22 protein-coding genes are annotated in these 18,947 nt (G+C 60.9%); 21 read left to right on the top strand and 1 reads right to left on the bottom strand.

Features of this window, described 5'->3' with window-relative positions; all coding sequences use genetic code 11:
* The first annotated feature begins 71 nt into the window (after window positions 1–71).
* The 10 genes from N2599_RS27710 (at window position 72) to N2599_RS27665 (ending at window position 8,598) form a co-directional block, all read left to right on the top strand.
* Window positions 72–953, top strand: coding sequence for a carbohydrate ABC transporter permease (locus N2599_RS27710; protein WP_027510254.1), 882 nt, complete (start codon window positions 72–74; stop codon window positions 951–953).
* On the top strand, window positions 953–1,789 hold the full coding sequence (locus N2599_RS27705) for a carbohydrate ABC transporter permease (RefSeq protein WP_027510253.1): 837 nt from the start codon (window positions 953–955) through the stop codon (window positions 1,787–1,789). The genes N2599_RS27710 and N2599_RS27705 overlap by 1 nt, the downstream gene beginning before the upstream one ends.
* Before the next feature lie 4 nt (window positions 1,790–1,793).
* The gene (locus tag N2599_RS27700) at window positions 1,794–2,033 is read left to right on the top strand and encodes a DUF2160 family membrane protein (protein WP_037142038.1); all 240 of its coding nucleotides are present in this window, start codon (window positions 1,794–1,796) and stop codon (window positions 2,031–2,033) included.
* A 28-nt stretch (window positions 2,034–2,061) separates the two neighbouring features.
* A complete protein-coding gene (locus tag N2599_RS27695) occupies window positions 2,062–3,105 on the top strand; it encodes an NAD(P)-dependent alcohol dehydrogenase (RefSeq protein ID WP_027510251.1) in 1,044 nt (347 codons plus the stop codon).
* Window positions 3,106–3,115: 10 nt separating this feature from the next.
* A complete protein-coding gene (locus N2599_RS27690) occupies window positions 3,116–4,177 on the top strand; it encodes an ABC transporter ATP-binding protein (protein WP_027510250.1) in 1,062 nt (353 codons plus the stop codon).
* A gap of 25 nt (window positions 4,178–4,202) precedes the next feature.
* Entirely contained in the window at window positions 4,203–4,973 is a 771-nt protein-coding gene (locus N2599_RS27685; RefSeq protein ID WP_027510249.1) for an SDR family NAD(P)-dependent oxidoreductase, read from the top strand.
* 12 nt (window positions 4,974–4,985) lie between these two features.
* Window positions 4,986–5,711 carry an SDR family oxidoreductase gene (locus tag N2599_RS27680; RefSeq protein ID WP_027510248.1) on the top strand — a complete coding sequence of 242 codons (726 nt, stop codon included), beginning with the start codon at window positions 4,986–4,988 and terminating at the stop codon, window positions 5,709–5,711.
* A gap of 82 nt (window positions 5,712–5,793) precedes the next feature.
* Window positions 5,794–6,777 carry a beta/alpha barrel domain-containing protein gene (locus tag N2599_RS27675; protein ID WP_027510247.1) on the top strand — a complete coding sequence of 328 codons (984 nt, stop codon included), beginning with the start codon at window positions 5,794–5,796 and terminating at the stop codon, window positions 6,775–6,777.
* Window positions 6,778–6,797: 20 nt separating this feature from the next.
* Window positions 6,798–7,814 carry a carbohydrate kinase family protein gene (locus N2599_RS27670; protein WP_027510246.1) on the top strand — a complete coding sequence of 339 codons (1,017 nt, stop codon included), beginning with the start codon at window positions 6,798–6,800 and terminating at the stop codon, window positions 7,812–7,814.
* Between the two features lie 55 nt (window positions 7,815–7,869).
* Window positions 7,870–8,598 carry an SDR family oxidoreductase gene (locus N2599_RS27665; RefSeq protein ID WP_027510245.1) on the top strand — a complete coding sequence of 243 codons (729 nt, stop codon included), beginning with the start codon at window positions 7,870–7,872 and terminating at the stop codon, window positions 8,596–8,598.
* A gap of 154 nt (window positions 8,599–8,752) precedes the next feature.
* Here N2599_RS27665 and N2599_RS27660 read toward each other — a convergent pair whose 3' ends face one another.
* Complete coding sequence (locus tag N2599_RS27660) at window positions 8,753–9,370, bottom strand: FMN-dependent NADH-azoreductase (protein ID WP_027510244.1); 618 nt, start codon at window positions 9,368–9,370, stop codon at window positions 8,753–8,755.
* Window positions 9,371–9,451: 81 nt separating this feature from the next.
* On the opposite strand from N2599_RS27660, the gene N2599_RS27655 reads away from it, so the two are divergent.
* The 11 genes from N2599_RS27655 (at window position 9,452) to N2599_RS27605 (ending at window position 18,935) form a co-directional block, all read left to right on the top strand.
* Complete coding sequence (locus tag N2599_RS27655) at window positions 9,452–9,832, top strand: winged helix-turn-helix transcriptional regulator (protein ID WP_027510243.1); 381 nt, start codon at window positions 9,452–9,454, stop codon at window positions 9,830–9,832.
* 364 nt (window positions 9,833–10,196) lie between these two features.
* Window positions 10,197–10,697 (top strand): NADH-quinone oxidoreductase subunit J, encoded by a 501-nt coding sequence (locus tag N2599_RS27650; protein WP_027510242.1) that lies wholly within the window; start codon window positions 10,197–10,199, stop codon window positions 10,695–10,697.
* Window positions 10,697–10,999 (top strand): NADH-quinone oxidoreductase subunit NuoK, encoded by a 303-nt coding sequence (gene nuoK, locus N2599_RS27645; RefSeq protein ID WP_027510241.1) that lies wholly within the window; start codon window positions 10,697–10,699, stop codon window positions 10,997–10,999. The genes N2599_RS27650 and nuoK overlap by 1 nt, the downstream gene beginning before the upstream one ends.
* Window positions 11,000–11,003: 4 nt before the next feature.
* Complete coding sequence (locus tag N2599_RS27640) at window positions 11,004–12,467, top strand: monovalent cation/H+ antiporter subunit D family protein (protein WP_027510240.1); 1,464 nt, start codon at window positions 11,004–11,006, stop codon at window positions 12,465–12,467.
* Window positions 12,464–12,718: a hypothetical protein gene (locus N2599_RS27635; RefSeq protein WP_027510239.1), complete on the top strand. Its 255-nt coding sequence runs from the start codon at window positions 12,464–12,466 to the stop codon at window positions 12,716–12,718. The genes N2599_RS27640 and N2599_RS27635 overlap by 4 nt, the downstream gene beginning before the upstream one ends.
* On the top strand, window positions 12,711–14,471 hold the full coding sequence (locus tag N2599_RS27630; RefSeq protein WP_027510238.1) for a Na(+)/H(+) antiporter subunit D: 1,761 nt from the start codon (window positions 12,711–12,713) through the stop codon (window positions 14,469–14,471). Before N2599_RS27635 ends, N2599_RS27630 begins: the two co-directional genes overlap by 8 nt.
* 8 nt (window positions 14,472–14,479) lie before the next feature.
* Entirely contained in the window at window positions 14,480–15,955 is a 1,476-nt protein-coding gene (locus N2599_RS27625; protein WP_027510237.1) for an NADH-quinone oxidoreductase subunit M, read from the top strand.
* On the top strand, window positions 15,952–17,391 hold the full coding sequence (locus N2599_RS27620; protein WP_027510236.1) for an NADH-quinone oxidoreductase subunit N: 1,440 nt from the start codon (window positions 15,952–15,954) through the stop codon (window positions 17,389–17,391). Before N2599_RS27625 ends, N2599_RS27620 begins: the two co-directional genes overlap by 4 nt.
* Before the next feature lie 154 nt (window positions 17,392–17,545).
* Window positions 17,546–17,911, top strand: a complete 366-nt coding sequence (locus N2599_RS27615) for an NADH-quinone oxidoreductase subunit A (RefSeq protein ID WP_027510235.1) — start codon at window positions 17,546–17,548, stop codon at window positions 17,909–17,911.
* Window positions 17,899–18,402, top strand: coding sequence for a NuoB/complex I 20 kDa subunit family protein (locus N2599_RS27610; protein WP_027510234.1), 504 nt, complete (start codon window positions 17,899–17,901; stop codon window positions 18,400–18,402). Before N2599_RS27615 ends, N2599_RS27610 begins: the two co-directional genes overlap by 13 nt.
* On the top strand, window positions 18,399–18,935 hold the full coding sequence (locus tag N2599_RS27605) for an NADH-quinone oxidoreductase subunit C (RefSeq protein WP_027510233.1): 537 nt from the start codon (window positions 18,399–18,401) through the stop codon (window positions 18,933–18,935). Before N2599_RS27610 ends, N2599_RS27605 begins: the two co-directional genes overlap by 4 nt.
* Window positions 18,936–18,947: the final 12 nt, after the last annotated feature.

Here is an 18,947-nt window from a genome sequence, read left to right as displayed (position 1 = left end):
CGCCACCCGGGCGCAGTTGCCGGTTACTGCAGGCTGTTGACCTGCGTGAATATCTTCGGGAGCACGAATTCATGCGTTCAAACACTGTCGGCTGGCTGATGCTCGCCCCGACGATCGCGATCCTCGGCATCTTCGGCATCATACCCTTCATATACGTGCTCTACGTGGCATTCCACCAATGGAACCCGTTCGGCGCAAGCTCCGAAATGATCTACAACGGCGCCAACAACTTCCGTCGTCTTGTCTTCGATGCCGAGTTCCTGACCTCTGTTGCCTTCACGATGAAGTTCGCTTTCTTCGCGGTACTGAGCGAGATCGCACTGGGTTATCTGCTCGCGCAGCTTTTCATGAGGGAATTTCCCGGACGTGGCTTTTTCCGAACGATCCACACACTGCCCCTGATCGTCGCGCCCATCGTCGTCGGCTCGGTCTGGCGCCTGATGACGACGCCCAGCATCGGCATCATTCCCTATCTCCTGAGAAGCTGGTTTGGCTACGACCTCAACATTGGCCGCGATGCCACCACCGCTTTTGCGCTGACCGTTATCATGGATATCTGGCACTGGACGCCGCTGGTGACGCTGACACTGCTTGCCGCGCTGCTTGCCCTGCCGAAAGAGCCGTTCGAACAGGCGCAGATCGATGGCGCCAACCGCCGCCAGATCTTCTGGCACGTCACGCTGCCGATGATCCGCCCGGCCATTCTCGCGACGGTCTTCATTCGCCTGATGGACGCGCTGCGTACCGTCGATGAAGTCTGGATGCTGACCTCCGGCGGCCCGGGTGCGGCAACCCGCTATGTCGGGCTGCATATCTGGAAGATCGTCTTCCCAAAGACCGACTACGGCTATGGCGCTGCGATCTCGGTGATCGTGCTCTACCTCACGCTGGTGATGTGCTGGCTGCTTTATGTCGCCCTCGTGGCTCGACGCGAACGGAAGAGGACATTCTGATGCAGGGCCGCAATCCCCTTATCTACGTGGCGCTTTGGCTGCTCCTCAGCCTGCTGACGCTTTTCCCGATCTATTGGCTCTTCATCATTTCGGTGAAGCCGGCGGTCGATCTCTTCACGACGCCGAGCCTGTTTCTCGACGTGATTTACTGGAAGAATTACGTCAACGTCCTAGGCAATGAGACGCTGCGTGGCTACATGCTCAATTCGATGATCATATCCAGCGGCAACGCGGTACTGGTCACGGTGCTGGCCTTCATGGCTTGCTACGCGCTCTCGCGCTTCGACCTTGCGGGCAAGGAGAACATCTTCTTCTGGACCATCACCAACCGCATGGCACCGGCGGCGGTGTTCCTTTTGCCGTTCTTCCTGCTCTTCACCCAGATCATCACGTTCGGCGACTGGAAGCTTTACGACACCAAGATTGGCATGATCCTGCTCTATTGCACGTTCAACCTGCCTTTCGCGATCTGGACGCTGAGGCCCACCATCGACGGAATTCCCAAAGAACTCGACGAGGCCGCGACCGTCGACGGCGCCTCGACCTGGCAGGTCATCTACGAAGTCATCTTCCCGCTTGCCAGACCCGGCCTTGCCGTCACGCTGATCCTGACCTGGGTGTTTGCCTGGAACGAGTTCCTGCTCGCCGCGACCCTGACCAGCTTCAACGCGCGCACGATCACGACGGGCCTTTCGGAATATGTGACGACGACAGGAACCGAATGGGGGGCGATGGCGGCGATCGCGGTTATCACGCTCATTCCCGCGCTCATCATCTTCGCCGTGGTCCAGCGTCATATCGTGGCGGGTCTCACCTTCGGCGCGGTCAAGGAGTAGAGCGATGCAAGAGCCATTCGACCCAGGGCAGACAGATGCCGAACCGGACGTGGCGGGCCGCAAGCCCGAGCCGGCCGGCTTCCTGCCGATCACCACCAACTGGTTCGACCGCGTCTTCGTCGGCATCTACCTGTTCGTCGCGCTCGAACTCCTCTGGATGCGGTTCCTCGAACAATCGATTCCGCTGACGGTCTGCCACGTTCTGGCCGTTGCGCTCGGGGTCCTGATCGTATGGCGCGGCTGATTGCTTCTTGAAAGATAGGACAGAGACAATGAAATCGCTGGTACTGGAAGAGAAGATGAAGCTGTCGCTGCGGGATTTCCCGATCGAGCGTGAAGAGGTGCTGGGTCCGCGCGACGTCCGGATCAAGCTCCACACGGTGGGCATCTGCGGTTCCGATGTGCATTACTATGCGCATGGTGGCACCGGCGTGTTCCAGGTGAAAGCGCCGATGATCCTCGGCCACGAGGCGTCCGGCACCGTGATCGAGACCGGTGCCGAGGTGACCTCGCTGAAGGCGGGCGATCGGGTCTGCATGGAGCCAGGTGTCCCCGATCCCAACAGCCGCGCGACGCGCATGGGACTTTACAATGTCGATCCGGCGGTCCGCTTCTGGGCGACGCCGCCCGTCCATGGCGTGCTCAGGCCCGCGGTCGTCCACCCTGCCGATTTCTCCTTCAAGCTGCCCGACAATGTGTCGTTCGCCGAAGCCGCGATGGTCGAGCCGCTGGCGGTGGGTGTGCATGCGGCGACCAAGGCCCAGGTCAAGCCGGGCGACATAGCGTTGGTGATCGGTGCCGGTCCGATCGGTCTGGTGACAGCGCTTTCGGCTGTCGCGGCCGGCTGCGCACGGGTCTTCGTGAGCGACATCGACGACGCCAAGCTGGAGCTTGCCGCCAAGCTCGGTCCGATCTCACCAGTCAATGTTGCAAGGCAGGACCTGGCCAAGGAGATCCTTGCCGCCACCGACGGCTGGGGCGTTGAGATCGTGTTCGAGTGCTCGGGCCATCCCAAGGGCGCCGAGGGCGTGTTCGACCCGCTTTCGCCCGGCGGCCGCGTCGTCTTCATCGGTTCGCAGGTCCATCCGATCCACTACGATGTCGGCAAGGCCATGGTGCGGGAAGCGCGAGTGGAGCATGTCTTCCGCTATGCCCATGTCTTTCCGCGCTGCGTGGCCATGCTGTCATCAGGCGCGATCGACGTGAAGCCGCTCATCACCCGCACATTCGATTTCGACGAAAGCGTCCGTGCTTTCGAGATCGCGGCGTCCGCCCCGAAAGGCGAAGTCAAGATGCAGATCGCACTGCCGCAATAGAGGAATTCATATGGCTCCCGTCACCGTCAAGGACGTTACAAAGAAGTATGGCGCGCTGCCGGTCATCCACGGCGTCGGCATAGACATCGCCGATGGCGAATTCGTCGTATTGGTCGGGCCTTCCGGATGTGGCAAGTCCACGCTTCTGCGGATGATCGCGGGGCTCGAGACGATCTCCGGCGGCACGGTCGCCATTGGCGGCAGGGTGGTCAACGACGTCCTTCCCAAGGGCCGTGATATCGCCATGGTGTTTCAGAACTACGCGCTCTATCCGCACAAGACGGTCGCAGACAATATGGGCTTTCCCCTCAAGCTCAAGGGCGCGCCGAAAAGCGAGATCGAAACGAAGGTCCGCAGGGCGGCCGAAATCCTCGATCTCGGCAAACTGCTCGACCGCTACCCGAAGCAGCTTTCAGGCGGCCAGCGCCAGCGCGTCGCCATGGGACGCGCCATCGTACGCGATCCGCAGGTCTTCCTGTTCGACGAGCCGCTTTCCAATCTCGACGCCAAGCTGCGCGTGACCATGCGCGTCGAGATCAAGGAACTGCATCAGCGCCTGAAGACGACCACCATCTACGTGACGCACGACCAGATCGAGGCCATGACCATGGCCGACAAGATCGTCGTGATGCGCGAAGGGCGGGTGGAGCAGATCGGCGCGCCGCTTGATCTCTACGACCGTCCGGCCAATGTCTTCGTGGCAGGTTTCATCGGTTCGCCGTCGATGAATTTCGTTCCCGGCAGATTGTCGATGGAAAGCGGCCGGCTGGCCTTCGTCAGCGACAAGGGCACCGTGCTGCCGGTGCCGGAGGGTACGCCGAGCCACGGCGAACCTGTCCTCTACGGCATCCGACCGGAACATATCGACGTGCGGCCCGACGGGATGCCGTCGACGATCTCGGTTCTCGAACCCACCGGCTCGGAAACGCAGATCTTTGCACATCTGGGCGGCGATGCCATCATGGCGGCGGTTCGCGACCGCATCGTCGCGCTGCCGGGCGAGGCAATCTCCCTCCGGATCGATCCGGCCCGCGTGCATCTCTTCGATGCCAAGAGCGGCCGGCGCCTCTAATTCCGCATAGCCAGGGAAGCAAGACATGTTCTTTGAGAAGTTCCGGATGGATGGCCAAACCGCGGTGGTGACCGGCGGCGGGCGCGGTATCGGCCTTGCCTGCGCCGAAGCGCTTGCCGAGGCGGGCGCCCGTGTCGTCATCATCGATCGCGACGAAGCGGTCGCCGAATCCGGCAGGCAGGCCTTGGCCGGCAAGGGTATCGAAGCCGATGCGCTGGTCCTCGATGTCACGGATTCGGCGGCCGTCGACAAAGCCGCGGCAGATATCTTCGCAAAACATGGTCGCATCGACGCGCTGGTCGCCAATGCAGGCATTGCCCGCACCGGCACGGCGGCAGAGGATACGCCGGACGAACTCTGGCTCAATGTCAACGATGTGAACTACAACGGCGTCTTCTGGTGCAATCGCACCTTCGGCCGCTATATGCTCAAGGCCGGCCATGGCGCGATCGTCAATATCGGATCGATGTCAGGCTATATCGCGAACCGGCCGCAACTCCAGACCTATTACAACGCCTCCAAGGCGGCCGTCCACCACCTGACCGCGTCACTCGCCGTGGAATGGGCGGACCGCGGCGTTCGCGTCAATGCCGTGGCACCAACCTATATCGAAACCGAAATGACGAAATCCGTGGTCGACAAGTCGATGATGGACATCTGGCTGCGCGACACGCCGATGGGCCGGATGGGCCAGCCCCATGAGATTGCGTCGGTCGTGCATTTTCTCGCCTGCGACGCATCGAGCCTGATCACCGGCGCGACCGTCAAGGCTGATGGCGGCTTCACTTGCTGGTAGGAGGTATTGGAAATGGACTTTTCAAACAGGCGTGTGGTGGTGACCGGCGCCGGCAAGGGCATCGGGCGTGCGACCGCCGTCATGCTGGCTAAGCGTGGGGCCAAGGTGACCGCGCTGTCGCGCTCGGTGGCCGATCTTGAGGAACTGAAGAGTGAAATCGGATGCATCGCGATTGCGGTCGATCTTGCCGATCCGGACGCAACGCGCGCCGCAGCCCTTCAGGCGCTGCCAGCCGATTTTCTGATCAACTGTGCCGGCACGACCGAGCTTGAACCTTTCCTCGATCTCAAGGTCGAGAACTTCGACCTGCTCTATGCCGTCAATGCGAGGGCACCGATGATCGTTTCGCAGGAATATGCCCGTGACATGGTGAAGAACGGCCGGAAAGGCGCAATCGTCAATGTATCGAGCGTCGCCGCCTTTGTGGGTATTCCCGATCACGCGGCCTATTGCGCTTCCAAGTCCGGTCTCGACGGGCTGACCCGGGTGATGGCCAAGGAGCTTGCGCCGATGGGCATACGCGTCAACGGCGTGCATCCCACCGTGACACTCACGCCTATGGCCATCAAGGCCTGGAGCGATCCGGAAAAGGCAGCCGGCATGCTCAACCGCATTCCGGTCGGCCGTTTCGCCGATCCCGGCGACATCGCCGAGGTCATTCTTTTCCTGCTCTCCGACGAGGCAGCCATGGTCAACGGCCTGTCGATGCCCGTGGATGGCGGTTACATGATCGCATGACGATTGTCCGAGGCGGATGCCTCAATTTGTAAACCTTCCCGCCGCCGGACTGGCGGCCCCAGATTTTCTCAAGGATCAGCGCATGACACGCTTTGACGCAAAAATCGCCAGGATCAGGGCCGGCAACTACAAGCGAACGGATTTCATCATCGCGGACGCCAAGGATGGCGATATGGGTCCCAGCATTCCATCCTGCGGCCCCAAGCTCGAAAAGGACTGCTCTTACACGCGCTACCGGACGCGGGCGGAGTTCCTCGGCCAGATCAAGGCCGTGATCACCCAGGACATCGTTGATATCATGCTGACCTCCGCCTCCAATCTCGAACTGCTGACGGAGAGCGGCGCTTATGCCGGCAGCAGTGTCAAACCGGCCATTCGCGCCAATGATGCGACGGATATCTGGGTAGGGCGCGGCGCGGCCTATGCCAGCCAGCCGTCTCGGCCCTATCGCACCGCTTCGCTGTCGGTCAACCGGCGCCATACCGATCTCGGCCTTTATTCGATCACCTTCAACAACGATCTAGATGCGGATTACAATTCGCTGCTCGCCTTCCTGGATTTCGTAGAGGATGCCGACGACAACGGCTTCAATTATTTCCTCGAAGTCTTCAACCCGAACGTCGATACCGGGATTGCGCCCGACCTCCAGCCGCATTTCGTGAATGATTGCATATGCCGGGCGCTCGCCGGGCTGACGGGTGCCCGGCGGCCGCAGTTCCTGAAGATCCCGTTCAATGGGCCGAAGGCGCTGGAGGAACTCACCTCCTACGACCCGAGCCTGGTCGTCGGCGTGCTGGGTGGCGGTGCAGGGACCGCGCGCGACACGTTCGAACTCATCCATCAGGCGGAGAAATACGGCGCCCGCGTAGCGCTCTTCGGCCGCAAGATCAATCTCGCCGAGGACCCGCTCGCCATGGTGAAATTCATGCGCGCCGTAGCAGATGGTGATCTCGGGCCGGAAGAGGCGGTCAGGGCTTATCACGGCGCTCTGCAGGCGGGCGGGCAGAAGCCGATGCGGAGCCTCTCCGACGACATGGCTATCACAGAGAAGGTCCTGATGAATTGAGCCCGGCAGGGGAGGAGACCATGGCTGGAACGAGCAGGCGCGGCTTCATCGCCGGTGGTACCTGGTGCCTGGACCGAAACCGCAGAATCGACGCGTGGCCGCGGGAAGACAGCGTCGGTATCGCCTGGGGGCTTGAGGAACGCGGCGGCGGCCCTGCCTGCAATCTCGCCATCGACATCAAGAGGCTCGACCCGTCGATCCCCGTCGAAACCATCGGACTGGTCGGCAACGACGAGGCCGGGCGAAAGCTCATCACTGAAGCCGAACGGGCGGGTCTCGGCCATCGGCAAATGCACGTCAGCGACGAAGCGCCCACCCATACGACCGAGGCCTTCATCTCGCAGGCAAGTGGACTGCGAACACATATTTCCGACCTCGGAGTTTCGGCGCTGCTTTCGCCGGACCATTTTGATTTCTCCGGGACCTCCGCGCGCTTCTTGCATCTTGGGCTTCCCGGCATCCATCCCACGATGGATGCACCCTGGGGCGATAACTGCAACGGATGGGTGACGGTGCTCAAAGCCGCTCGCGCCGCTCGTCTCGAAACCAATCTCGAACTCTGCACGGTCACGCCGGAATGCCTGCGTGGCCTGATCCTGCCCTGCCTACCACATCTCGATACGCTCATCGTCAACGACAGCGAGATCGGCGCGCTGGCGGAGACGGAGACTACGCGGGCGGGCAGGACGGATATCGATGCCTGCGCGGCGGCCTCGGCCGCCATTCTCCAAAAGGGCGCGATGCGGCTTGTCACAGTCCACTTTCCCGAAGGCGCGATCACCGTCACGCGGCCTGGAGAGAAGATTTTCGTGGCGTCGGTGAAGGTGCCGCAGACTGTGATTGTCGGACCGAACGGTGCGGGTGATGCCTTCGCGGCTGGCTTTATGTACGGCCTGCATGAGCACTGGGCGATCAAGGACTGCCTTTGGCTCGGTCACGCCGCGGCCGCCTGCTCGCTGCGGAGCGCGGGCACGACCGACGGTGTCGTCGGGTGGAAACAATGCCTCGACCTGGCACGCCAGTGGGGCAGCCGTTGACGGCGGATCGACGGCGGGATTTTCGATATTTGATCTGAGGCAGAAGGAGACGAGCATGGTCAAGCAATTGGAAGGCATGGTGGCAGCGATTACGGGTGCGGCCTCCGGCATTGGACTGGCGAGCACGAGGGCGATGATTGCGCAAGGCGCGCGCGTGGTACTCGTCGATCGCGACCAGAAAGCGCTGGACGCGGTTTGCGCGGAGCTCGGCGATGTCGCGATCCCCCTGGTAATCGATCTTCTCGATCCCGCCAGTTGCGCAACCCTCATGCCGTCTATCGAGAAGTTGACCGGCCAACTCGATATTTTCCATGCCAATGCGGGCACCTATATCGGGGGCGATCTGATTGAGGCCGACACGGCCATTATTGACCGGATGCTCAACCTCAACGTCAACGCGGTCATGAAGAATGTCCATGACGTTCTGCCGCACATGATCGCGCGCGGCTCGGGCGACATTATCATTACGAGTTCAGTCGCGGGGCATTATCCCGTCCCTTGGGAGCCCGTCTATTCGGCTTCCAAGTGGGCCATGACCTGCTTCGTCCAGACCGTGCGGCGCCAGGTCAACAAGAAAGGCATCCGGGTGGGCTCGGTTTCGCCCGGGCCGGTAATCAGCGCGCTCCTTGCCGACTGGCCCGAAGAAAATCTGCAAAAGGCCAAGGAATCCGGAAGCCTCATCGAGCCGTCCGAGGTGGCCGATGCCATCATCTTCATGCTGACAAGGCCGAGAAATGTCACAATTCGGGATGTCGTCGTGCTGCCGACCAATTTCGATATCTGAATGCCCAATCGCTTGCTGCTTGGCCGGCCGCTGCACACCATGAGCCGGGGAGGGCAGCAGCTGCAAGGCAGCCCTGCCATCCTTGCCATTGCCATACCCGCTCGCATCACACCATTCGCCGATTTCTTCGGTAGCTGGCTGATGGGTTTGCGGGTCAGGCGGCACGCTCTAGTGCAGCCCGGATCTGTGCTTCGGTGGAGGCGATCGCAGCCTTGGCTGCGTCCGGGCTTACGAGTGTCCCTTCCACGCGGACCACTTCGATATCCGTCAGTCCGATAAAACCGAGAAGATGCGCGAGATAGGTGGTTTGGAAGTCTAACGGGGCATTCTTGCCTTCCGAAAAGACGCCGCCAGTTGCCGTCACGAGATAGACTCTCTTGGCGGGCAACAATCCCATCACACCGGTTGCGTCGTAGCGAAAGGTGACGCCAGGCCAAGTGATGTAGTCAAACCAAGCCTTGAGCTGCGTCGGCGGGCCGAAGTTGATCATGCCCGAGCCAATGACGATCACGTCGGCAGCCTGGACCTCGTCAACGAGGCTTTGAGCGAGATTGACGGCTTCGATCTGTTCGGGTGTACGTGTCTCGGGCGGCGCAATGCGGCCGTCGATATAGGCCGCTGTGATATGCGGCATTGGTGCCGCCCCAAGATCACGTTCGACAATTGTGCCGCCGGTACGGGCGTTGAGGCTTTCAGCGATGTCACGGGCAAATCGGGTGGAAAGGCTCTGAGGACCGCGTGGGCTAGAGGTAACGAGGAGGATGTTGGTCATTGGTGGCTCCTTGGGGGTAGTATCAAACTGTGACCAACACTATTAAGGTGACTATTTCACTGTTCGCAAGAAGGCACATTCATGACACTCAGTGACATAGAGTTTCCTACCCCAAGCGAAGACGCCGACTGCCGTCCCGTTCGGGAGATCCTCGATCGCATTGCCGATAAGTGGAGTCTTTACATCTTCGTGGCCCTGAAGGATGGGCCGGTCCGCTTCAATGCATTGCGACGGCAGATCGACGGCATCTCGCAGAGGATGCTCACGATTACGCTTCGTCAATTGGAACGCGACGGTTTGATCAGTCGCACCCACTTTCCGACGATCCCACCGCGCGTGGATTACGAGCTGACTGAAGTCGGCAGGTCGCTTCTCGCCCCAGTCATGGCCTTGGTGACCTGGGCGGATTCAAATCGGAACGTGATCGAGGAGGCGCGCCGGCAACATGACCAAACTAGATGATCGCTGCGGCGATATTTTGTATTCGGCCTCTATCCCTCAAAGACTGCAAATCCGCCGCGATGCGTCGTTCAGGGCGTTTCTCGGTCGAGCCGGCCAACTAAGGCTCGATACTCACGGGTTCCAGCCGCCGCTACCAACGGTCCTCCCGATGGTCACGACGCGATCAAGGTCGCTCTCTCACGCCCCGACACTATGTGAATTGCTTTGGAACATGCGGTCTAGCTCGGCTTTGCTCGGCCAGTGACAATAATCTTGTGAAAAATCCGATACTAGGGCACAATTTTGCGAATGCACCTGAAGTACGAAGCGATCACAATCCGGCCGTCTCGCGCCGAGTGACAGCTCGCGTGGGAGGGTCGCGTCGATGGATCAGGGATTCTTTCTTCTGTTCGCTACGGTGTCCGTGATCACGGCCCTGACGGTGGTTTTGGCGCGGAACCCGGTTCACAGCGCATTGGCGCTGATGGCCTGTTTCTTGCAGATTTCCGCAATTTTCATCTTGCTCGAGGCGCCTTTTCTGGCGGTTATACAGATATTTGTCTACGTCGGCGCGATCATGGTCCTGTTTCTGTTCGTGATCATGATGATCGATGTGCGCGAAGCGGTGTTGCAGCGCTTCTTGCCGGGCGGGAACCTGCCGGCCCTGGTGCTGCTCGTCTTGCTTGGCGTCGAGATGTCTGTGCTCGTGTTCTGGAGCGACCGCTTTTCGGGCTCGGAGCCCGTCCCGATCGGCGGCGGTGGTGATATCAGGCAGCTCGCCACGACACTTTTCGCCGACTATCTCCTGCCGTTTGAGGCTGCCTCCGTCATCCTGCTGGCCGCGCTGGTCGGTGCCATCGTGCTGGCGCGGAAGGAGCGGGAGTGATGGTTCCGCTCTCGTGGTATATTTTGCTCGGGGTGGTTCTGTTCGTGATCGGAGCGGCGGGCGTGCTGCTCAGGCGCAATATTCTGGTCGTGCTGATGTCGCTGGAGTTGCTGCTCAACTCGGTCAACATCAATTTCATCGCTTTCGGGCGCATCCACGACGACTTCCGCGGACAGATCTTCGCCATCTTCGTCATCGCAATCACTGCGGCGGAGGTTGCCGTTGCTCTCGGCATCCTGGTCGCGCTTGTGAGGAACAAATCCACCCTCAAGGTCGACGACGTGACCATGATGAAAGGATAGCGGCTTGGACCCGATGACATCGATCAGGCCGCTGCTTGCCGTCGCCGTCCCAGGTCTGGCGGCCCTGGCAATTCTCCTTCTGAACAACCGTGAGAAACTCCGCGATCTCGTCTCGCCGTTGGCCGCGATCGCCCTGTTCGCGATTGTCGCCTCGATGGCGCCCACGGTACTGGCGGGCGGCACCGTCGATTTGCGCCTGTTCGGGATCCTGCCCGGGATCGACTTCGCGTTCCGCGCCGATGCGCTCGGCATGGTGTTCGCCACCGTCTCGTCACTCCTATGGATTGTGGCTGCGATCTATTCCATCGGCTACATGCGACACCTGAAGGAGCATGCGCAGACCCGCTTCTTCGCCTGTTTCGCCACCAGTCTTGCGGCGGCAGTCGGGGGCGCCTTCGCAGCCAATCTGTTCACGCTGGTGATTTTCTACGAGGTGCTCAGCCTCGTTACCTATCCGCTCGTCTATCACCACGAGGACGAAGAGGGATGGACGGGCAGCCGCAAGTACATCGTCTATTTGATGGGCGCGTCGAAAAGCATACTGCTCGCCGCGCTAGCGCTGACCTATTCCATTGCGGGGTCGCTCGACTTTGTGGAAGGTGGGCTATTGGCGAGGATCAATGCCCCTACGGCGCTGCTGACGGTTGTCTATTTTTGCTATCTTTTCGGCTTCGCCAAGGCTGCGGTGATGCCGATGCACGCCTGGCTGCCTGCTGCAATGGTGGCGCCGACGCCGGTCAGCGCGCTCTTGCATGCGGTGGCCGTTGTCAAGATGGGCGTGTTCTGCGTGCTCAGGGTGGTGTTCCATGTCTTCGGCGTCGGGCTGGTGGGCGGGCTGGGGCTCGGCATCGCCACGGCCTATCTGGTCTCCTTCACGATCCTGATGGCGTCCGTCTACGCCCTGACGCGGGACGACCTGAAGGCCAGACTCGCCTATTCGACGGTCAGCCAGCTCTCTTACATTGTGCTGGGCGCGGTTCTGCTCTCGCCGGTCGCGATGGTCGGCGGGATCATCCATATCGCGGCGCACGCTTTCTCCAAGATCACGCTCTTTTTCTGTGCCGGCTCGATCTATTGCGCGTCTGGCAAGCGGAACATCAGCGATATGGCCGGTATCGGGCGCAGGCTGCCGTGGACGATGGGGGCGTTTTTCATCGCTTCGCTCAGCATGATCGGGGTGCCGCCGACCGCCGGATTCGTCAGCAAATGGTATTTGACGTTGGGCTCCGTGGAGGCTGGGCAGACCGCGTTCTTGACCGTGCTCCTCGTGAGCTCGATCCTGAACGCCGCCTATTTCCTGCCGGTCAGCTATATCGCCTTCTTCGGGACGGAGACGCAAGAGAGCCCGGCGACGGTTCGTGAAATTCCGATGGTTGCGATCCCGCTGGTTGCGACTGCCATCCTGTCGGTGCTGATGGGCATCTTCCCGGACTATTTTCTTACCCTTGCGGACGGAGTGATCAGATGATCAAGCGCGTGGTCGACTTTTTTGGCGACGAAGAATATGCAAGGCAGCGCCGCCGACTGTTCTATCTGGCACTTGTTCTGATCGTCGTCGCCGACATTCTGGTCTTTCGCGAACACGCCGAATACCTGTGGGAGCGTCTGCCTGGCTGGTCCGCCGTCTACGGCTTCGTGTCCTGCGTATTGCTTATCTTCGTTTCCAAGTTTCTCGGCCATCGGGTCGGGCTGATGCGGCGCGAGGATTATTATGACTGACTTCATCCATCCGGCTCTGCTCTTCATTTTCGGCGCCCTGCCAATCCCGTTCCTCAAAGGATCGATCCGCAAGGCCTATCTGCTGCTGATCCCGGCCCTCGCGATCCTCGCCGTGGTTACGATGCAGCCAGGCAGTTATGGCGAGGGGCGGTTTATCGGGCAGGACATACTGATCGCGAACGTCGACAAGCTGAGTATCGTCTTCGCCACTGTTTTCACCATCATGGCTTTGATCGGAACGATCTACGCGCTGCATCTGCCTCGCCCTGGCCAGCATGTTGCTGCGTTCGTCTACGTCGGCAGCGCGCTCGGCGTGGTGTTCGCCGGCGACTACCTGACCTTATACCTGTTCTGGGAAGGCATGGCGTTTGCCTCTGCCTATCTCGTCTTCGCCCAAGGCGGCCGGCAAGCGATCGCCTCCGGGTTCCGATATCTCATGGTCCATATCTCTGGCGGCGTCGTCCTGCTGGGCGGCATCATTCTCAACGGGCTCTCAACAGGCTCGCTGCTTTTCGGCCCGATGGCCGGGGCCATGGGCGCCGGCGCCTATCTGATCCTTGCGGGGTTCATGCTCAACGCCGCGGTGCCGCCACTCAACGCCTGGCTGACCGATGCTTACCCCGAGGCGACCGTTACCGGGGCGGTATTCATGAGCGCCTTCACCACCAAGACTGCCGTCTATGTGCTGGCGCGGGCGTTTCCGGGCACCGAGCTTCTCGTCTGGCTCGGTACCGCGATGGCGCTCTACGGCGTTGTCTACGCGGTGCTGGAAAACGACTGCCGCCGGCTACTTGCCTATCATATCGTCAGCCAGGTGGGCTACATGGTGGCGGGCGTCGGCATCGGGACCGAAATGGCGGTGAACGGAGCCACCAGCCATGCGTTCGCCCATATCCTCTACAAGGCGCTTCTGTTCATGGGTGCGGGGGCGGTGATCTACGTCACCGGGCGCCGCAAGCTCACAGAGCTCGGCGGGCTCTATAAGACCATGCCGCTGACAGTGGCGCTTTACATGGTTGGAGCCTTCGCGATCTCGGCATTTCCGTTCTTCTCGGGCTTCGTCACCAAATCGATGGTGGTGGCCGCCGCCGGGCTGGATCACCGCGCGCTGGTGGTCCTGGCGCTGACGATGGCCTCGTCGGGGACCTTCCTGCACACCGGGCTCAAGCTCCCTTATTACATGTTCTTCGGCACCGACCGGAAACTGGAGGCGCGGGAGCCGCCACGCAACATGCTGGTTGCGATGGGCATAGCGGCGGTGCTCTGTATGGCGATCGGGGTATTCCCCCAGCCGCTTTATGCGCTTCTGCCGTATACGGTCGACTTCGAACCCTACACCGGCGTCCATGTCTCCGAGAGCCTTGGCGTGCTGATGTTCACGGCACTGGGCTTTGTCATTTTCCTACGAGCGCTCGATCCCGAGAACACGATCAGCCTGGACACCGACTGGTTCTACCGCAAGGGCGCGCGGTACTTCATGTGGATCGCCGAAAGGCCGCTGGCGCGCTACGAGAAGGCGATGAGCGAGGTGTCTGAGACAGCCGCGCTGCCTTTCATGTACGGGTCGGCGAGGGCGGGGCTACGGCTCGACCTTAATGGCGTGGACGCCGTCGTGAACGGCGTCGCCCGCTCGGCTCTGCGCGGCGGCGGGGCACTGCGGCGGTTGCAGACCGGCGTCGTGACCCATTACGCGCTGGCGATGATCGCCGGTGTGATCGCAGCAACCGTCATCTTCGCAGTTGTGTGGCGGTAGGGGGCGCCATGGGATTCCCGCTGCTCAGCCTCATCGTTTTCGTGCCCGCCGCCGGGGCAGCGGTCTTAATGTTGATGCGCGGTGACGATGCGGTGCGGTGGACGGCGCTCGGTTTCACCTTGCTCGATTTCGCTCTCACTATCGCGATGCTGACCGGCTTCGACACCGCGACCCACGAGATGCAGTTCACCGAGATACGCCCGTGGGTACCGGCGCTCGGGATCACCTACGCGCTCGGCGTTGACGGAATAAGTGCGCTCTTCGTGTTCCTGACCGCGCTGTTGGGCTGGATCTGCGTGCTCGCTTCGTGGGTCGCGATCGACCGTAAGGTGAAGGCGTTCATGGTCAGTCTGCTCTCTATGCAGGCGTTGATGCTCGGGGTGTTCTCAGCGCTCGACCTTTTCCTGTTCTATGTGTTCTGGGAGGCGATGCTGATCCCGATGTACCTGATCATCGGCATCTGGGGTGGCGAGGGCCGGGTCTATGCGGCAGTCAAGTTCTTCCTCTATACGCTGGCGGGCAGCCTCCTGTTCCTGATCGGTGTCATCGTGCTCTATTTCCAGGGCGGCAAGACCTTCGACATCCTCATTCTCACAGCGCAGGATCTGCCATTCCCGGTCCAGTCCTGGTTGTTCTTCGCCTTCCTGATCGCCTTCGCCGTCAAGGTGCCGATGGTTCCCGTTCATACCTGGCTACCTGACGCCCATGTGCAGGCGCCGACAGCGGGCAGCATCATCCTTGCCGGAGTGCTTCTGAAGATGGGCGCCTACGGCTTCTTGCGATTTTCGCTGCCGATGCTGCCAGAGGCGTCGATGTATTATTCGACGCTGATGTTGGCGCTTTCGGCACTTGCGATCGTCTATGGCGGGTTGCTTGCGCTGGCGCAGGACGACCTGAAGAAGCTGGTGGCCTATTCCAGCATCAGCCATATGGGCTTCGTGACGCTGGGCATCTTTGCGCTGAATCTCCGCGGCCTTGAGGGAGGCATCCTGCAGATGTTCAACCATGGCGTGACGACGGGTGCTCTGTTCCTGCTCGTCGGTCTGATTTACGAGCGGACACATACGCGCAGCATCGCGGACTATGGCGGGCTGATGAAGGCGGCGCCGGTCTACACTGTATTTCTTGCGCTGTTCACCCTGTCGTCGATGGCGCTGCCGGGAACGAATTCGTTCGTGGGCGAGCTGCTGGTGCTCTCAGGCGGTTTTGCGGCCAATCTGGCCGCCGGCGCGGCCGCCGTTTTGGGTGCGTTGCTGGGTGCTGCCTATCTGCTTGGCATGTACGGGAAAGTCGCTCTTGGTCCAGCCAAAGTCACCGCCCGGTTCAAGATACGCGACGTAAGCGCCCGCGAGATGGCCGCGATCCTGCCGCTGGCCGTCTTCGTACTTTGGGTCGGGCTCTATCCGAAACCCTTTCTCGACATCATCGACGTCTCGGTGAAGCATCTGCTGGTGCACGTGCACGGCAAGGGGAGCGGCCAATGACCGCCGCCGCGCTTTTCCAGTCCGTCCTGGCGAGCCTGCCCGAGATCATTGTGGTCACCGGGGCCTGCATCCTATTGATCCTGGGACAATTTGTGCGGAAGGGGCAGGAACATCTCCTTGTCGGGGCTTCCGTCGCTATCGTGCTGATTGCCGCCTTGGCGACATTCATGCTGGCGAGCGAGGTGCGCCCAGCCTACACGGGCATGTTCATCGCCGACCGCTTCGCGGTGTTCTTCAAGTTCGTGTTCTACTTAGCCACCGTTCTGACATTCCTCCTTTCGCGGAAGTATGCCGATATCGAAGGGATCGGGAGCAGCGAATACTATGTCCTGCTGCTCTTTGCACTTTCGGGAATGATGATCATGGCGTCGGCGATCGATCTCTTGTCGATCTACGTGGGCCTCGAACTGATGGTGCTCTGCACCTATGTGCTGACCGGCTTTCTACGGCAAGAGCGGCGGTCGAACGAAGCGGCACTGAAATATGTGATCCTTGGCGCGGTTTCGACCGCGATTTTCCTCTACGGCGTTTCGCTGATCTACGGGCTCACCGGCACGACGCGACTGGACGGCATGGCGGCTGCTGTGACCGGGGATCCGCTCGATCCCGGATTGCTGCTGGCGGTCGTCTTCATCGTCGCAGGGCTGGTCTTCAAGGTCGGTGCGGTGCCGTTCCACATGTGGGTGCCGGACGTCTATGAAGGGGCGCCGACGACGATCACCGCCTTTATGTCGGTGGCCCCCAAGGCGGCGGGGTTCGCGGTAATCCTCAGGGTGTTCCTCAACCCTCTGGTCGCAGCCTCCGACATTTGGATCATCGTCGCGGTCATTGCGGTGGTGACGATGGCGCTCGGCAGCTTCGTGGCGCTCGTGCAGGACAATTTCAAGCGCCTCCTGGCCTATTCCAGCATCGCCCATGCCGGGTTCGCCATTTTTGGCGTGGTGGCCGGCGGCGCGGACGGGATCGCCAGCGTGATGCTCTACCTGCTGATCTACTCTTTCATGAATCTCGGCATTTTTGGCACTGTCATCATGATGCGCAACGGCGATTTCTCGGGCGAAGTTATCGAGGACTACGCAGGTTTCGCCAAGTCGCATCCGGGGCTGGCACTTCTGATGCTTGTCTATCTGTTCTCGTTGGCCGGCATCCCGCCGACGGCCGGGTTCTTCGCCAAGTTCTACGTGCTGGTCGCACTCGTCGAGCGGGGGTTTGTCATGCTGGCGGTGATCGCAGTGCTCCTGAGCGCCGTCGCCGCCTATTTTTACATCCGCATCGTCATGGTGATCTACATGCGTGAGCCGCAAAGGGTGTTCGACCCCGCGCTGACGCCCTTGGTCCGCGCTACGCTAGCCTTCACCGCCATCGGCACGCTCGGAATCGGCATATTTCCGGAATGGTTCCTAAGACTTGCTCAAGGCGCGGTGTTTGGCGGCTGATCTATTGGATTTGCAATGACACCCCCGACGGAATAGACTGACTACCAAAGAAAGGAGCGCCCAAGTCACTTACTGGGGCGACCGCATATCCGGCCCGAAAGAGGCCGGTCGCGGCCTGAGCAAGGCCCTCGGTGGGTGACCGGGGAAATGCGACATGAGTGCAATGGAATTCCTGCCAGTTCTCGTCATGATCGCCGGAATTGTTCTGGTGGCGATGGCGACGCTTTTTGTTTCCTCGCTACTGCGCCCGTCTAATCCCTATCCCGCGAAGAACGCGCCCTATGAATGCGGCATGGACCCGTCGGGCGAGGCGGCGGCAGGGCGCTTCAGGGTGCCGTTCTTTATCCTTGCGATCTTGCTGGTGGTCTTCGATGTCGAAGCGATGTTCCTCTTTCCCTGGGCCGTTGTGCTGAAGGAGATCGGGCTTGTCGGTTACGTCGAGATGTTCGTCTTCATGTTGCTGCTTCTCGTGGGCTTCGCCTACGCGTGGCTGAAGGGAGCGCTGGAATGGGAGGCGTAAACAACACGATCCGCGACAGCGTGCTGTTCACAACGGCCGACAGTGTCATCAACTGGAGCCGAAGCTCGGCGTTATGGCCTGAGACCTTCGGCATTGCCTGTTGCGCCATCGAGATGATCTCGGCGGGTTGCGCACGCTACGACCTCGACCGGTTCGGCGTGGTGTTCCGCCCTTCGCCGCGACAGTCCGATGTGATGATCATCGCCGGCACAGTGACCCGGAAATTCGCGCCCGTCGTGCGGCGGCTCTATGATCAGATGCCGGAACCGCGCTGGGTGATCGCGATGGGTACCTGCGCTATTTCTGGCGGCGTCTACAACACCTATGCCGTGGTGCAGGGGTCGGAAACCTTCGTGCCCGTCGACGTGCATGTGCCCGGCTGTCCGCCGCGGCCCGAAGCGCTGATGCATGGCTTCCTTCTGCTTCAAGAGAAGATCAAGAGGTCCCGCGCGTTGGCCGGGACGCCTCTGGATCGGGTTGCCATGCCATGAGCGTGGGGCCGCTTCTCAATCATGCTTTGATCATGGAGCGCTTCGGGAAAGCAATCGAGGACCTCGGTGCCGCGCACGGCATTCACGCCTTTGCCGTTCCACCAGAGAAGATCGTCGACTTCTGCCGGTTCTTGAAAGAACATCCGGCGCTGCAGTTCAATTTCCTCTCGGATATCTGTGGGGTTGATCACTATCCCGCAATGCCGCGCTACGAGGCGGTGTACCACCTCTATTCGCTGCCGAACAAATGGCGGGTTCGCATCAAGTGTCGGCTTGGCGATCCGCCGCAGCTTCCCTCGGTCACGGGGGTCTGGCGCACCGCCAACTGGCATGAGCGCGAGGCCTGGGACATGTATGGTATCAGGTTCGAGGGGCATCCCGATCTGCGCCGGATCTACATGTGGGAAGGCTTCAAGGGTTTTCCCCAGCGCAAGGATTTCCCTCTGCGGGGCTACAAGGACAAGTTGAACCCTTTCGGTGCCGAAGGTCCGCCGCCAACACAGCCTGACCTCGCCACCAGGGATATTCCTTAAGGGAGGCCGTTC

The sequence above is a fragment of the Rhizobium sullae genome (genome assembly GCF_025200715.1).
GTDB classification, from domain to species: Bacteria; Pseudomonadota; Alphaproteobacteria; order Rhizobiales; family Rhizobiaceae; genus Rhizobium; species Rhizobium sullae.
The sequence above is the reverse complement of the archived record's forward strand: the minus strand, read 5'-3'. Positions and strand labels throughout refer to the sequence as shown.

What these genes read in the sequence shown, in the direction of transcription:
- N2599_RS27710 (WP_027510254.1), top strand. Translation starts at nt 72, where the DNA reads ATGCGTTCAAACACTGTCGGCTGGCTGATGCTCGCCCCGACGATCGCG.
- N2599_RS27705 (WP_027510253.1), top strand. Translation starts at nt 953, where the DNA reads ATGCAGGGCCGCAATCCCCTTATCTACGTGGCGCTTTGGCTGCTCCTC.
- N2599_RS27700 (WP_037142038.1), top strand. Translation starts at nt 1,794, where the DNA reads ATGCAAGAGCCATTCGACCCAGGGCAGACAGATGCCGAACCGGACGTG.
- N2599_RS27695 (WP_027510251.1), top strand. Translation starts at nt 2,062, where the DNA reads ATGAAATCGCTGGTACTGGAAGAGAAGATGAAGCTGTCGCTGCGGGAT.
- N2599_RS27690 (WP_027510250.1), top strand. Translation starts at nt 3,116, where the DNA reads ATGGCTCCCGTCACCGTCAAGGACGTTACAAAGAAGTATGGCGCGCTG.
- N2599_RS27685 (WP_027510249.1), top strand. Translation starts at nt 4,203, where the DNA reads ATGTTCTTTGAGAAGTTCCGGATGGATGGCCAAACCGCGGTGGTGACC.
- N2599_RS27680 (WP_027510248.1), top strand. Translation starts at nt 4,986, where the DNA reads ATGGACTTTTCAAACAGGCGTGTGGTGGTGACCGGCGCCGGCAAGGGC.
- N2599_RS27675 (WP_027510247.1), top strand. Translation starts at nt 5,794, where the DNA reads ATGACACGCTTTGACGCAAAAATCGCCAGGATCAGGGCCGGCAACTAC.
- N2599_RS27670 (WP_027510246.1), top strand. Translation starts at nt 6,798, where the DNA reads ATGGCTGGAACGAGCAGGCGCGGCTTCATCGCCGGTGGTACCTGGTGC.
- N2599_RS27665 (WP_027510245.1), top strand. Translation starts at nt 7,870, where the DNA reads ATGGTCAAGCAATTGGAAGGCATGGTGGCAGCGATTACGGGTGCGGCC.
- N2599_RS27660 (WP_027510244.1), bottom strand. Translation starts at nt 9,370, where the DNA reads ATGACCAACATCCTCCTCGTTACCTCTAGCCCACGCGGTCCTCAGAGC.
- N2599_RS27655 (WP_027510243.1), top strand. Translation starts at nt 9,452, where the DNA reads ATGACACTCAGTGACATAGAGTTTCCTACCCCAAGCGAAGACGCCGAC.
- N2599_RS27650 (WP_027510242.1), top strand. Translation starts at nt 10,197, where the DNA reads ATGGATCAGGGATTCTTTCTTCTGTTCGCTACGGTGTCCGTGATCACG.
- nuoK (WP_027510241.1), top strand. Translation starts at nt 10,697, where the DNA reads ATGGTTCCGCTCTCGTGGTATATTTTGCTCGGGGTGGTTCTGTTCGTG.
- N2599_RS27635 (WP_027510239.1), top strand. Translation starts at nt 12,464, where the DNA reads ATGATCAAGCGCGTGGTCGACTTTTTTGGCGACGAAGAATATGCAAGG.
- N2599_RS27630 (WP_027510238.1), top strand. Translation starts at nt 12,711, where the DNA reads ATGACTGACTTCATCCATCCGGCTCTGCTCTTCATTTTCGGCGCCCTG.
- N2599_RS27625 (WP_027510237.1), top strand. Translation starts at nt 14,480, where the DNA reads ATGGGATTCCCGCTGCTCAGCCTCATCGTTTTCGTGCCCGCCGCCGGG.
- N2599_RS27620 (WP_027510236.1), top strand. Translation starts at nt 15,952, where the DNA reads ATGACCGCCGCCGCGCTTTTCCAGTCCGTCCTGGCGAGCCTGCCCGAG.
- N2599_RS27615 (WP_027510235.1), top strand. Translation starts at nt 17,546, where the DNA reads ATGAGTGCAATGGAATTCCTGCCAGTTCTCGTCATGATCGCCGGAATT.
- N2599_RS27610 (WP_027510234.1), top strand. Translation starts at nt 17,899, where the DNA reads ATGGGAGGCGTAAACAACACGATCCGCGACAGCGTGCTGTTCACAACG.
- N2599_RS27605 (WP_027510233.1), top strand. Translation starts at nt 18,399, where the DNA reads ATGAGCGTGGGGCCGCTTCTCAATCATGCTTTGATCATGGAGCGCTTC.